The 13475-nt window shown below is 62.5% G+C and carries 6 protein-coding genes and 3 pseudogenes; 3 read left to right on the top strand and 6 right to left on the bottom strand.

The window, feature by feature from the left end:
* From DXA70_RS02060 to DXA70_RS02045, 5 genes and pseudogenes are all read right to left on the bottom strand, one after another.
* Nucleotides 1-1250 (bottom strand): SMC family ATPase (locus DXA70_RS02060; RefSeq protein WP_147341634.1); only part of this gene is annotated, 1250 nt, incomplete at its 3' end.
* Entirely contained in the window at nt 1247-1489 is a 243-nt protein-coding gene (locus DXA70_RS15255; RefSeq protein WP_347553461.1) for an exonuclease SbcCD subunit D C-terminal domain-containing protein, read from the bottom strand. The genes DXA70_RS02060 and DXA70_RS15255, both read right to left, overlap by 4 nt.
* 14 nt (nt 1490-1503) lie before the next feature.
* Nucleotides 1504-2397, bottom strand: coding sequence for an exonuclease SbcCD subunit D (locus DXA70_RS02055; RefSeq protein WP_347553459.1), 894 nt, complete (start codon nt 2395-2397; stop codon nt 1504-1506).
* Nucleotides 2398-2500: 103 nt separating this feature from the next.
* Nucleotides 2501-4275 (bottom strand): annotated as a pseudogene (locus DXA70_RS02050) (ABC transporter ATP-binding protein).
* Nucleotides 4272-6011, bottom strand: a complete 1740-nt coding sequence (locus DXA70_RS02045) for an ABC transporter ATP-binding protein (RefSeq protein WP_347553458.1) — start codon at nt 6009-6011, stop codon at nt 4272-4274. The pseudogene DXA70_RS02050 and the gene DXA70_RS02045 overlap by 4 nt, the downstream one beginning before the upstream one ends.
* A gap of 140 nt (nt 6012-6151) precedes the next feature.
* On the opposite strand from DXA70_RS02045, the gene DXA70_RS02040 reads away from it, so the two are divergent.
* From DXA70_RS02040 to DXA70_RS15250, 3 genes and pseudogenes are all read left to right on the top strand, one after another.
* Nucleotides 6152-7216: an SseB family protein gene (locus DXA70_RS02040; RefSeq protein WP_128117465.1), complete on the top strand. Its 1065-nt coding sequence runs from the start codon at nt 6152-6154 to the stop codon at nt 7214-7216.
* Between the two features lie 100 nt (nt 7217-7316).
* A complete protein-coding gene (dnaK, locus tag DXA70_RS02035; RefSeq protein WP_022256400.1) occupies nt 7317-9143 on the top strand; it encodes a molecular chaperone DnaK in 1827 nt (608 codons plus the stop codon).
* A gap of 12 nt (nt 9144-9155) precedes the next feature.
* A pseudogene (locus tag DXA70_RS15250) lies at nt 9156-10726 on the top strand (diguanylate cyclase).
* A gap of 75 nt (nt 10727-10801) precedes the next feature.
* Here DXA70_RS15250 and DXA70_RS02020 read toward each other — a convergent pair.
* Nucleotides 10802-13235, bottom strand: a pseudogene (locus DXA70_RS02020) (glycosyl transferase).
* Nucleotides 13236-13475: the final 240 nt, after the last annotated feature.

Genomic DNA, 13475 nt, shown 5'->3' with positions numbered 1-13475 from the left:
TGCCCTCTTCCAGCGTCTGGGGCCAGCAGGCCCGCCTGCGCGTCCAGAAACGCCCGTTCCAGCCCATCCCGGGCGGTGTGTGCCTCGGTCTGGCGGGCGGCTGCCTGCCGGTACTGCTCCTGTGCCGCCTTGGCAGCGGCAGCGCGGCGCTGACAGTCGGTGAGGCTCTGTTCCAGTTTGCGGAGCGTTTCCCCGCGCTGAGCAAGACGGGAGGCGTCGGCTTCCAGCTCCACCCGGCGGGTATCCGTGTCGGCCAGCCCGGCCAGTGCCGTTTCGGTTTCGGCCAGGCGGGTGGTCAGCTCGTCCAGCGTTTTGCGGCGTGCCGCGGCCCGGGCGGCCTCTAAGAGAGCTGTTTCCTGCGCTTTGGCCCGTTTGGCGGCCAGCTCCTGCTGCAGTTTCTGTGCCTGCTGGGCCCGGCCAAGGGTCTGCTGCAGGGCGTCCAGAGCCGCTTCTTTTTCGGCCCGCTGGGCGGCAAGCCGGGTCAGCTCCGTCTCCTGCCGGGCCAGCAGATCGTCCAACAGGGCCAGCACGGCGTCCGGTAAGAGCTGTGCTTCCGGTTGGGCGAGGGCGTCCAGCGCTTCGGCGTCCGGGTCCTCGGGCGGATATGAGATGCCGGATAAGATCTGTCCGATCCGCACTTTCTGGGCCGCGCGCTGGGCTGTGAGGGCAGAAGCCTCCGCCTGCAGCGCTTCCTGCAATTTCTGGTACCGCTGGGTGCGGAACAGTTTGCGGAAAATGCGGCTCCGCTCCTCGGTAGAGGCATTCAGCAGCCGGGTGAACTGCCCCTGCGCGATCATGGCGATCTGCGAGAACTGGCTGTAATCCAGCCCGATGATGTCGATGACGGCGGCTGTCACCTCTTTGGCTTTCGTGACGGGCGGGCGGCCATCGGCATAGGTGAGGGTGGCGTCCGCTTTCTCGGTGGTAAAACCCTCGCCCCGGGCCTTAGGGCGGAGATATTCCGGGTTCCGCCGCACGGTGTACCGCTGGCCGTTCACCTCAAATTCCAGCTCCACAAAGGTGGGTGTTTTGGGGTCGGCGTATTTACTGCGGAGCATGGCCCCCTCTCGCACGCCGCCGCTGGAGTGGTCGTAGAGGGCGTAGGTGATGGCGTCAAAGAGGGTGGTCTTGCCCGCCCCGGTGTCCCCCGTGACGAGGTACAGGCCACCCCGGCCCAGCTGCTCCAGCGGGAGAGTGGTCTCGGCGGCATAGGGCCCAAAGGCCGAAAGGGTCAGTTTCAAAGGCCTCATGCGTCGTCCTCTCCTTTCCAGATGGATTCAATGAGCTGCTGGCAGAACGCGGCCTGCTCCTCGCTCAGGGGCTGGTTATTCTGCAATTGATAAAAAGCTGCAAAGTGTTCCAGCGGGGTCTGCTGCTCGGCCCGGGCCGGGCCCTCCACGGTCTGCTGTTCCCGGGTGCGGCGGTTGTCGTAATCCAGCCGCATGAGATTGGGATAGATGACCCGCAGCCGGGCCAGCGCGTCCGGGATATCCTGCTCATCGGTCAGGGTGATGTGGAGGTAATCGTCCGTGGCGGTGCTTCGTAGGCCCGGCGGTCCGTCAGCTCCATGTAGCTGCCCCGCAGCTCCCGCAGGTCGTGCAGCGGGGTGAGGGGTTCCGTTGTGATGGAGACGCTGCCCTTGGGGCCCAGCTCCACAAAGGTGACGCTCTTTTGCTGCCCTGCCTCGGAGAACGAATACTTGAGGGGCGTGCCGCAGTAGCGCGCGGTGTCCCGCCCCACTTTCTGAGGGCTGTGGAGGTGGCCCAGGGCCACATAATCAAAGCCCTCGAACAGGGAAACGTCCACACTGTCCAGCCCGCCCACCGAGGGCTCCTCGCTCTCGCAGACAGCGGCCCCGGCCACGAACTGGTGGGCCACCAGCAGGCTGCGGTGAGCCGGGTCCCGTTTGCAGTGGCGCAGGACACAGCCCAGCGCGTCGGAGTAGCTCTGGGTACTTTCAGCGGGTTCCTCCGGCCAGACATGCCGGACGGTGGCAGGCTTCAAAAACGGGAGCAGGTAGATGTCCACCGGGCCGTATTCGTCGGTGAGGGGGATGGGCTCCGGGGCCCCGGTGAACACCGGGCTCATGTATACCCGGCTCTCCGCCAGCAGGTGGGAGCCAAACGCGATGCGGTCGGCGGAATCGTGGTTGCCGCTGATGGCGAACACCGGAAGCTTCCTCTCGGCCAGCGCGGTGAGGAACCAGTCCAGCAGGCGGACGGCCTCGGCGGGGGGCACGGGCTTATCGTAAAGGTCGCCTGCCAGCAGCACGGCGTCCACGGGGTGGGTGTCCAGCAGCGACAGAATCTGCGCGAGGATATAGCGCTGGTCGTCCAGCATGGAAAACTCACAGACCCGCTTGCCGAGGTGGAGGTCCGAGAGGTGAAGAAAGCGCATGGGATGCACCGCCTTTTTGTAAGAGATTGCCTTTATTATAGCATAAAGAAAAGAGCATGTCCTCTTTTTGGAAGACATGCTCTTTGGACAGGTGATTTCAGGCTCAGGTCTCCACGCCCTCGAACTGGCTGTTGTACAAGGTGGCGTAAAAGCCGCCCTGAGCCAGCAGCTCGTCGTGATTGCCCTGCTCCACGATGTGGCCGTCTTTCATCACCAGGATGACGTCCGCTTCCCGGATGGTGGAAAGGCGGTGGGCCACGATGAAGCTGGTGCGGCCCTGCATCATCCGGGCAAAGGCGGCCTGGATCCGCACCTCGGTACGGGTATCAATGGAGGAGGTGGCCTCGTCCAGAATCAGCATGGGGGGCAGGCAGAGCATGACACGGGCGATGCAGAGCAGCTGCTTCTGGCCCTGGCTGATGTTGCCGCCGTCCTCGGCGATGACAGTGTTGTAGCCCTCCGGCAGGCGGCGGATAAAGCTGTCGGCATGGGCAGCCTTGGCCGCGGCGATGATCTCTTCGTCGGTGGCGTCGGGCTTGCCGTAAGCGATGTTCTCCCGCACGGTACCGGCCCGGAGCCAGGTGTCCTGCAGTACCATGCCGTAGCTGCCCCGCAGGGAGGCACGGGTCACATCCCGGATGTCGGTGCCGGAGACGGTGATGGAGCCGCCGTTGACATCATAGAACCGCATGAGCAGGTTGATGAGGGTGGTCTTGCCGCAGCCGGTGGGGCCCACGATGGCAATGCGCTGGCCTGGCTTGACGTCCAGGTTCAGCCCCTCGATGAGGGGACGGTCCGGCAGGTAGCGGAACGAGACATCGTGCAGCACCACATGGCCGTCCGGCTGGAGCGCGACAGCGTTTTCGGCCTCGGGGATCTGATCGTCTGCATCCAGCAGCTCAAACACACGGGCGGCGCAGGCCAGGGCGTTCTGCAGCTCGGTGACGACGCCGGAGATCTCGTTGAACGGCTTGGTGTACTGGTTGGCGTAGCTGAGGAAGATGCTCAGCTGGCCGATGGTGATGCCGCCTGCCACGGCGTAGATGGCACCCACCAGCCCACGCCGGCGTAGACGATGTTGTTGACAAAGCGGGTGGCGGGGTTGGTCATGCTGGAGAAGAAGATGGCCTTGAGGCTCACGTCCTGTAAACGACCGTTCACTTCATCAAAGGCTTCCAGGCTCTCGGCCTCGTGGCCAAAGGCCTGTACCACTTTCTGTCCCTCGATCATCTCGTTGACCAGAGCGGTCTGCTCACCACGGACGGTGCTCTGGCCCTGGAAATACTTGTAGCTGCGCTTGGCGAGGAAACTTGCCACGACGAGGCTCAACGGGGTGACACAGACCACCACCAGCGTGATGGGCACGTTCTGGAACAGCATGAACAGCAGGGTGCCCAGAATGGTCAGCACGCCCGAGAACAGCTGGGTGAAGCCCATGAGCAGGCCGTCGGCAAAGGTGTCTACATCGGCTACCATCCGGCTGACGATGTCGCCGGAGGGGTGGCTGTCGAGGTAGGAGAGGGGCAGGGTCTGGATCTTGCGCATGGCCTCGTTGCGGAGGTCGCGGCTGACGGAGAACGTGATGCGGTTGTTGCAGACACTGAGCAGCCACTGCGCAAAGGCGGCGGCCACGGCCACCACGATGATCTCCACGACGATGTTCAGGACGGCGGAAAGGTTCACGCTGCCCTTGCCCAGCATAAAGTCGATGGCATTGCCGCAGAGGATGGGGATATACAGCTGGGCGGCCACGCTCACGGCGGCCACTACCAGGCTACACACCACAAACAGGCTGTAGGGTTTGATCTTATGCAGGACACGGCGCAGTGTGGCATTGCGCTGTTCCGGGGTCAGCTTACTTTTTGCTTTTGCACTCATTGCCGCGCATCTCCTTTCTTGAACTGGCTGGCGTAGATCTCTTCATACACAGGGCAGGAGGCCAGCAGCTCGGTATGGGTGCCAAGGCCTGCCAGATGGCCGTCGTCCAGCACCAGGATCTGATCCGCGTGCTGCAGGCTGGCGGCGCGCTGGCTGACGATGAAGACGGTCATGCTGCCGGGCAGGGCGGCCAGTGCCTTGCGCAGGGCGGCATCCGTGGCGTAGTCCAGGGCGCTGGCACTGTCGTCCAAAATCAGGATCTCCGGCTTGCTGACCAGCGCGCGGGCGATGGTCAGGCGCTGCTTCTGGCCGCCGGACAGGTTGCGGCCGCCCTGCTCCACGGGCTCGTCCAGCCCAAGGGGCTTCGAGTGGACGAACTCGGCGGCCTGCGCCGTTTCCAGCGCGGCCCAGAGGTCTGCATCCGAGGCGTTTTGATTGCCCCACAGCAGGTTGGAGCGGATGGTGCCGCCAAAGAGCTGGGCCTTCTGCATGACGACGCTCACCTTGCCGCGCAGCTCCTCGCGGGGGTAATTCTGCACCGGGTGGCCAAAGATCTCCACGCTGCCCTCGGTGGCATCGTAAAAGCGGGGGATGAGGCTGACGAGGCTGGATTTGCCGCTGCCCGTGCCACCGATGACGCCGATGGTCTGGCCCTTTTCCGCCGTGAAGCTGATGTCGGTCAGGCTGGGTGCACCGGCCCCCGCATAGGTCAGGCCCACATGGTCGAACCGGACGGCGTCGTTCTGCTTCTCGGCGGGCACCTCACCCGGTACCTCTTGCGGGAACTGCATCCCGGGCTTGGTGTCCAGCACGGCCTGCACACGGCCCGCGCAGGCCAGTGCCTTGCTCACCTGCACGATGAGGTTGGCCAGCTTGACAAGCTCCACAAGGATCTGGTTCATGTAGTTCACCAGCGCGATGACGTCGCCGGAGGCCATGCCGCCCACATTGATCTGCACACTGCCCACATACAGCAGCGCCACGATGGCCAGGTTGATGATGACATAGGTCAGCGGGTTCATCAGGGCGGAGATGTGGCCCACATGGAGCTGCATTTTGGTCAGCAGGGCGTTGGCGTCCTCAAAGCGGTTCACCTCGGTCTGCTCCTTATCAAAGGCGCGGACGACGCGCGCGCCCGTCAGGTTCTCACGGGTCAGGCCCAGCACCCGGTCCAGCCGGGTCTGCACGGTCTTGTACAGCGGGCGGGTGACCACCATAACACCAAAGACCACCACGCTCAACAGTGGGATGGCCACCACAAAGATCAGCGCGGCCCGCACATTGACGGTGAACGCCATGATCATGGCACCAAACACCACAAACGGGCTGCGGAGGAACAGGCGGAGGAAGAGGTTCAGGCCGCTCTGCACCTGGTTCAGGTCGCTGGTCATCCGGGTGATGAGGGTGCTGGTGCCCAGGGTATCCATCTCGGTAAAGCTCAGGGTCTGGATATGCGCGAACAGCGCATGGCGCAGGGCGGTGGAGTAACCCACCGAGGCCTTGGCCGAGAAGTACTGGGCGGTAAGGCTGCAGGCGAGGCCGATGATGGCCAGCAGCAGCAAAATACCGCACCGCATAAGGATATAATGGAAGTCGTGCGCTGCAATGCCCACATTGACGATGTCTGCCATCACCAGCGGGACAAACAGGTCAAAGGTGGCTTCCAGCATCTTGAACAGCGGCGCAAGCACGCATTCGCGCTTGTAGCCGTTCAGATAGTCTAGCATTTTGTTCAAGGCGATACGCTCCTTTTTTGATGAGATTTTGGAGGAAACATTCCTTATTATAACGCGCATATTATAAAATTGCTATGGATTTGACAAATAAACCCTGCTATACTATAAAATGATTTTATTTGGGAAGAACGGTGAGAGCAATGGCAAACGAAAACGGGGCTCGGCTGCGGTTCCGCCCGGCGGGCAGTGCGGCCCGGCAGCATGGCGCGCCGGAGTATGGCCCGCTGGGCACAGGCTGCCCGGCTGTGGAACAGGCGGTGACGGCACTGTATAAAGCCCAGAACGAGGAGAGCTTCTGGACACTGATGAACGCGCTGAATTATGCGCTGGAGCTGGATACCCGGGTTCTGGTGCCGCTGCAGGCCGCGCCGGACTCAGAGAAAGGGGGCGCCTCCTGGGCAGAACACCCGGTCCCGGCGGAAAAAGCGCGGGACCTGCCCCTGTGGACCCTGCGCACCCAGAAAGGCAAAAACTATCTGCCCATCTTCACCTCCGTGAAAACGGCGGAGGCCGACCAAGGCACGGCGGCCCGTCCCATGGCGGAGCTGCTGCTGGTGGACGCCATGCAGAAAGTGCTGGACAGCAAGGAAATGGACGGTATCGTGCTGGACCCGTGGACGACCTCGGCCACGCTGGACGCCAGCCTGCTCAACGGCCTGCTCCACGCCAGCCGGGACACCGATGAGCCCGGCGAGGAAGAGCTGCACAAGGGCAGCCAGGCTGCTCTGGCCGGGCAGTGGGCCGACGCGCTCCACTACTACGAGCAGGCAGCCGAACAGGGCCGAGCCGAAGCGCTTTCCATGCTGGGAGAGCTGCTGTATGAGGGCAAGGGCGTCCGCCGCAGCGCGGTACAGGCCCGCCGGATGTGGAAAAAGGCCGCCGAGGCCGGGGATGTGCTGGCCATGATCGCCCTGGGCGACGACTGCATGGCCTCTGGCAAGGGGCCGGGGGCGGCGCTCCGGTATTACCGTCAGGCGCGGACGGCGGCCCGCCCTACGCCGGATATCGCCTACATGCCGCAGGTGCGGCTCCGGATGGCCCAATACGAGACACAGTACCTCTCCCGGCCCCGGGCGCTGGCCGAGATGGCCGAGGCAAAGCAGGGGTTCAAAATTCGGCTGGGCGAGGGAGACCCCGCCGCGGAGCAGTGGCTGCAGGAGACGGAAGACGCCATCCGCGGGCTGCTGGGCGACGAAAAGCGGTAAACACAGTTTCTTTACATTTGCTCTAAGAAATTGTCATACGGAACCGGTAAGATAAACATGGAAAAATACACGCGCTGCAAAAGCAGAGAGGACGACGAAAATGAGCAAAGTGATCGGAATTGACCTGGGTACCACCAACTCCTGTGTGGCAGTGGTCGAGGGCGGCAAGCCCGTTGTCATTGCCAACGCGGAGGGCGAGCGGACCACTCCCAGCGTGGTAGCCTTTACCAAGGATGGCGAGCGGCTGGTGGGCGGCGCGGCCAAGCGCCAGATCGCCACCAACTCCGGGCGCACCATCTCCAGCATCAAGCGCCACATGGGCTCCGATTACCGGGTGCACATCGACGGCAAGGACCTGACTCCGCAGGAGATCAGCGCCATGATCCTGACCAAGATCCGCCGGGACGCCGAGAGCTATCTGGGCGAGCCGGTGACGGAAGCCGTCATCACGGTGCCCGCCTACTTTGACGACAGCCAGCGCAAGGCCACCCAGGACGCCGGCCGCATCGCGGGCCTGAACGTCCTGCGCATCATCAACGAGCCCACGGCGGCGGCTGTGGCTTACGGCCTGGACAACGAAGCGCCCCAGAAAATCCTCGTCTACGACTTGGGCGGCGGCACGTTCGATGTCTCCATCATTGAGATTGAAGACGGCACGTTCACGGTGCTGGCCACCGGCGGCGACACCCACCTGGGCGGCGACGACTTTGACGAGCGCATTGTGGAATACGCCGTGGCTGAGTTCAAGAAATCCGACCGCATCGACCTGACCCGGGACCCTGCCGCTATGGGCCGGTTGAAAGAAGAGGCCGAAAAGGCCAAAAAAGAGCTTTCCAGCGCCCCGGCGGCCCAGCTCAACCTGCCGTTCATCGCGGTGGGCAAGGACGGGCCCCATCATCTGGACCTCTCCATCACCCGGCCTCAGTTTGAGATGATGACGGGAGACCTGCTCTCCCGCACCGTCCAGCCGGTGCAGAACGCCCTGCGGGACGCCGGCATCTCCGCCAGCCAGCTGGGCAAAGTGCTGCTGGTGGGCGGCAGCACCCGGATGCCCGCCGTGGAGCGGCAGGTGAAAGAGCTGCTGGGCAAGGAGCCCAGCCACAGCCTCAACCCGGATGAGTGCGTTGCCATGGGTGCCGCCGTACAGGGCGGCCTGCTGCAGGGCGGCGGCAAGCTGGCCGGTGCCACCGGCGCGGCGGCTCAGGGCCTTGTGCTGATGGACGTGACCCCGCTGACCCTCTCCATTGAGACGCTGGGCGGCGTGGCCACCCCCCTCATCACCCGCAACAGCATGATCCCCACCCGCAAGAGCCAGATCTTTACCACGGCCCGCCCCATGCAGACCAGTGTGGAGATCAACGTGCTGCAGGGCGAGCGCCACTTTGCACGGGACAACAAATCGCTGGGCAAATTTAAACTCACCGGCATCCGGGCCGGCTTCTCCTCCAAGCCTCAGATCGAGGTCACGTTTGATATTGATGTCAACGGCGTGGTCAAGGTCTCGGCGAAAGATCTGGGCACCGGCCGGGAGCAGAACATCACCATCACGGGCAGCACCAACCTCTCGGAAAACGAGATCCAGCGCGCCATGGCCGATGCCGCCGCTTACGAGGCGGAGGATAGCCGCCGGAAAGAGCGGCTGGACCTGCACAACCAGGCCGAGGTGCTGGCCTACAAGGTAGACGAGGCCCTTTCCAAGTGCAAGAAAGAGCTGGATAAGGACGAGAAAAACCGGGTCAAAGCGGACCTGGCCAACCTCCGCCGCTGCCTGCGGAAAGATAAGCCCGAAAAGATGAACGAGACCGAAGAGGCGGCGCTCCGGCAGGCCAAGAGCCAGCTGGAAGCCAGTGCCAACCACCTGATGGTGCTCTACACCAGCCAGACTGAGCAAGACGCCTCCGGCAATGACACCGCGGGCAGCGTATAAAACAGAGAAGATATGAAACAGTTCCGAAGATTTCTGGGGGCGCTGCTGCTCATTGGGATGGCCATTGCCATCTATTCCAGTGCAGTGGGCGAGACCGCGCCGGAAAAGATCAACTGGGGCGGCGCGGAGCCTGCCGCAGGCAGCTGGGCCCGCACCGCGGACGCCATGGAGTTCTCCTACCCCATGGACGCGGCGAGGGACGAACCTACCATCCTCCTCCGCTCCGCATGGCAGAAGTATCAGGTCCTTGTGGACGGGAATGCCGTTTATACGGCTTCCAGTGAGCGGAACGGCGCGTTCCATCTGTTCCGGCTGCCGCCGGGGCAGGAGCTGACGGTGCGCTTTCTGGGCTGCGCTCCCGGCAGTGGTGCAGAGAGTGCCGTCCTGCAATCCCAGGTGTATTTTGGCAGCCGGAGCGGCATCCAGTGGATGATCCTGCGGGAGAACCTGTATGCCGTGCTGTTCAGCGGTTTTGCGCTGGTACTGGGCATTGCCTGCCTGCTGGCGGCCTACTGTATGCAGCGCCAGCATTTCGGCAATTTTTACGGCAGCGTTTACAGTCTGGGCGCCTACATCCTGCTGGCCGGGGTCTGGGTGCTGACCGATTCTAAAATTCTGCTGCTGGTAAGCCAGAAAGCGGGTTTGGTGGGGCTGATCTCCTATCTTTCGTTCCACGCGCTCCACCTGCCGCTGCTGCAGTTTACCATAGGAGTTCTGCCCGAAAAACGGCGGATGCTGGAAATCCTGCAGGCGTTCTATTCCGGGCTGCTGCTGCTCCTGATGGCAAACTTTATCTTCAGCCTGCCTTACCTGAATGTGCTGGTCATGGCGGAACATCTGCTCATGGCGGTGACCATCGCCCTGATTTTGTACCACGGGTTCCGGGAGATGCGCCGCGGCAAAAACAAGGCGCTGGGCCGTGTCATGGCCGGATATGTGCTGTTTGCCGTATGCAGCATTTTGGCAATCACAATTTACTATCTGGACAGCTCACTTCCATATTCCCCGGTGTATATGCTGGGCGTCTTCGGGTTCATCCTGCTGCTGGCTGAGACGGCCGGGCAGCGCGTTCTGGAACAGATCAATGAGAACGCCAACATGACCGTGTACGCAAAACTGGCGTATCGGGATGTGCTGACGGGCCTTGGCAACCGGGCTGCCTTTGTCCGGGAGACTCAGGAGACCAAACAGTCTGCCGCTCCGTTTGGCTACATCATGGTGGATGTGAACGACCTGAAAAAGGTGAACGACACCCTCGGCCACCCCAAAGGCGACGCCTCATCCACCGGGTGGCGCAGTGCCTGCAGCGGGCGGCGGCAGAAAAAGGAAACTGCTACCGCATTGGCGGTGATGAGTTCGTGGTCAGCCTGAATGGGAGCCGGGAAACTTTGCTGGCCTGCGCCGACCGCATCCGGGAAGAGGTCGCGGCGGCGGACGCGGGGAGCGAGTTCCCCGTCTCGGCAGCGCTGGGCCTTGCCTGGAGCGAGGACCAGCCTGACCCGATTCCCGCACAGGTGTTCCGGCAGGCGGATGACGCCATGTATGCGGATAAAAAGCGGATGAAAGCCAGCCGCGAGGCGTAATGGGAAGAAAGAATCAGAATTGAAAAATCCCCCGACAGCTGTCGGGGGATTTCCGCGTCTAAAGGGGAATGATGCTCAGCCCATGGTCACGGTTACTTCCACCGTAGTGCCGGGGGAGGCAATGGGCAAAATATTGCTTTCCAGCGGTTTGCCGTCATAGACCACGGCGGCAACGCCTTTCTGGACCGCGCTCGGGTTCTCCACCCGGATGTGGTAGGTGGCACCCCGGTAGCGGCGGGTGACGGTATAGCCTTGAGGGTGTGGGGGATGCAGGGGTCGATCTTCAGGCCGTCCAGCGTGGGTTGGATGCCAAGGAGATACTGGCTCACGTTGAAGAACGTCCAGGCGGCCGTGCCGGTCAGCCAGCTGTTCTTCGCCTCGCCAAAGGTGGGGGCGTCTTTCCCGGCCACCATCTGGCTGTAGACGTAGGGCTCGGTGCGGTGGATCTCCGAAATATCCTCGATGTAGGCGGGACAGGTCTTGCGGTAAACCTCAAAGGCCCGGTCGCCGTGGCCCAGCACCGTCTCGGCACAGCTGATCCAGGGGTTGTTGTGGCAGAAGATGCCGGCGTTTTCTTTGTATCCCGGAGGATAGCTGGAAATTTCGCCCAGGTTGAGGCGATAGGTGGTGTAGGCGGGCTGCAGCAGCACGACACCGTACTTGGTGTCCAACCGCTCCTCCACGCTCTTCAAAGCCCGCGCGGCCTGCCCGGTTTCCTTGCCGATGCCGGCCATGACGCACATGCCCTGCGGCTCAATAAAGATCTGGCCCTCGTCGCACTCCTTGCTGCCCACAGGCTGGCCAAAGGCATCGTAAGCGCGGCGGAACCATTCGCCGTCCCAGCCGGCGGTCAGGGCGGCCTGCTCTACCCGCGCGATGGACTCCCGGGCAGCGGCGGCCTCGTCGGCAAGGCCGCGGTGGCCGCACAGGTCGGCATACTCTTTGCCGTACTTGACGAACATACCGGCGATGAAGACGCTCTCGGCCACGGGGCCCTCGCTGGGGCCGGTGATCTGGAAGCTCTCGCCCGGGTGCTCCGAGAAGCAGTTCAGGTTGAGGCAGTCGTTCCAGTCGGCCCGGCCGATGAGGGGCAGGCCGTGAGGGCCAAGATGGGTGCAGGTGTACTGGAAACTGCGGCGCAGGTGCTCCATCAGGGGCTGCGCCTTGCTTTCGTCATTGTCAAAGGCCACGGACTCATCCAGAATGCTCCAGTCGCCCGTCTCACGCAGATAAGCGGCGGTGCCGGCAATGAGCCAGAGTGGGTCATCGTTGAAGCCGGAGCCCACGTCCCGGTTGCCCTTTTTGGTCAGGGGCTGGTACTGGTGGTAGGCGCTGCCGTCCTCAAACTGGGTGGCGGCAATGTCCAGGATACGGCCCCGGGCACGGGTGGGGATCATGTGCACAAAGCCCAGCAGGTCCTGGCAGCTGTCCCGGAAGCCCATGCCGCGGCCAATGCCGCTCTCGTAATAGCTGGCGCTGCGGCTCATGTTGAACGTGACCATGCACTGGTACTGGTTCCAGATGCTGACCATCCGGTCCAGCTTCTCCTCGCCGGAGTCCAGCTGCCAGCCGGAGAGCAGGTCGGTCCAGTAATCGGTCAACACCCGGCGGGCTGTATCCACCTGGGCATCGGTGGCGTAGCGGGCCATCATGGCCTGGGCGCGGGTCTTGTTGATGATGCCGGGGGCGACGAATTTTTCCTCCTGCGGGTTTTCGATGTAGCCCAGGCCGAAGATGATGCTCTTTTTTCACCGGCAGCCAGGGTGATGTGGAAATGGTGGGCACCCACCGGGGCCCAACCGTGGGCCATGCTGTTGGAGCAATGCCCGGCCAGCACGGCCTCCGGGGCGGCGGGGCCGCCGTAGACACCGCAGAACGCGTCCCGGCTGGTGTCAAAGCTGGTGACGGGGGTGTTGGCCCAGAACACGGCATAGTGGTCGCGGCGCTCCCGGTACTCGGTCTTATGATAAATGGCGCTGCCCTCTACCTCTACTTCACCGGTGGAGAAGTTGCGCTGGAAGTTGGAGCTGTCGTCCATGGCATCCCACAGGCAGAACTCCACATAGCTGAACACATCCAGCGTCCGGGGCGTGTCGGTTTTGTTCTCAAGGGTCAGGCGGTCGATCTCGCAGGCATCGCCCCGGGGCACGAAGACCTCCTGCGTGGCAGCAATGCCGTTTTTCTCGCCCTCAAAAATGGAATAGCCCAGGCCGTGGCGGCAGGTGTAGTGATCCAGCGCCGTCTTGGCGGGCTGCCAGCCGGGGTTCCAGACAGTGCCGCCATCGTTGATATAGATGTGGTGGCCGTCCATATCCAGCGGGGAGTTGTTGTAGCGGTAGCGGGTGATGCGGCGGAGCCGGGCATCCCGGTAAAAGCTGTAGCCGCCCGCCGTGTTGGAGATCAGGCTGAAAAAGTCCTCACTGCCCAGGTAGTTGATCCAGGGCAGCGGGGTCTTTGGGGTATCAATGACATACTCCCGGCGTTCATCATCAAAGTGACCAAACTTCATAGACGATTCCTCCTTTTGAAAGGCAGTCCATAAATAGAACAAGGGGTGAAAGGCTCACATTTGCGAAAACGATTTAGAACGCCGGGAGAAACGTTCTCTTCGCCCTAAGCATAGTCGAAACAGACCCAAAATGCAAGACCTTTTGTGAAATATACAACACATCCTGGCCAGGCAAAATGCGAAAAAGCAACTGTAACGATTTTGTAATAATTAACGAAGTTTGTATGTTTTTTGACAAAT

Source organism: Faecalibacterium sp. OF04-11AC (genome assembly GCF_003460645.1).
Lineage (GTDB): Bacteria > Bacillota > Clostridia > Oscillospirales > Ruminococcaceae > Faecalibacterium > Faecalibacterium prausnitzii_I.
This window is presented reverse-complemented; position numbering and strand designations above follow the sequence as displayed.

Coding starts and splice junctions, on each gene's coding strand:
- DXA70_RS02055 (WP_347553459.1), bottom strand. CDS start 2,397: ATGCGCTTTCTTCACCTCTCGGACCTCCACCTCGGCAAGCGGGTCTGT.
- DXA70_RS02040 (WP_128117465.1), top strand. CDS start 6,152: ATGGCAAACGAAAACGGGGCTCGGCTGCGGTTCCGCCCGGCGGGCAGT.
- dnaK (WP_022256400.1), top strand. CDS start 7,317: ATGAGCAAAGTGATCGGAATTGACCTGGGTACCACCAACTCCTGTGTG.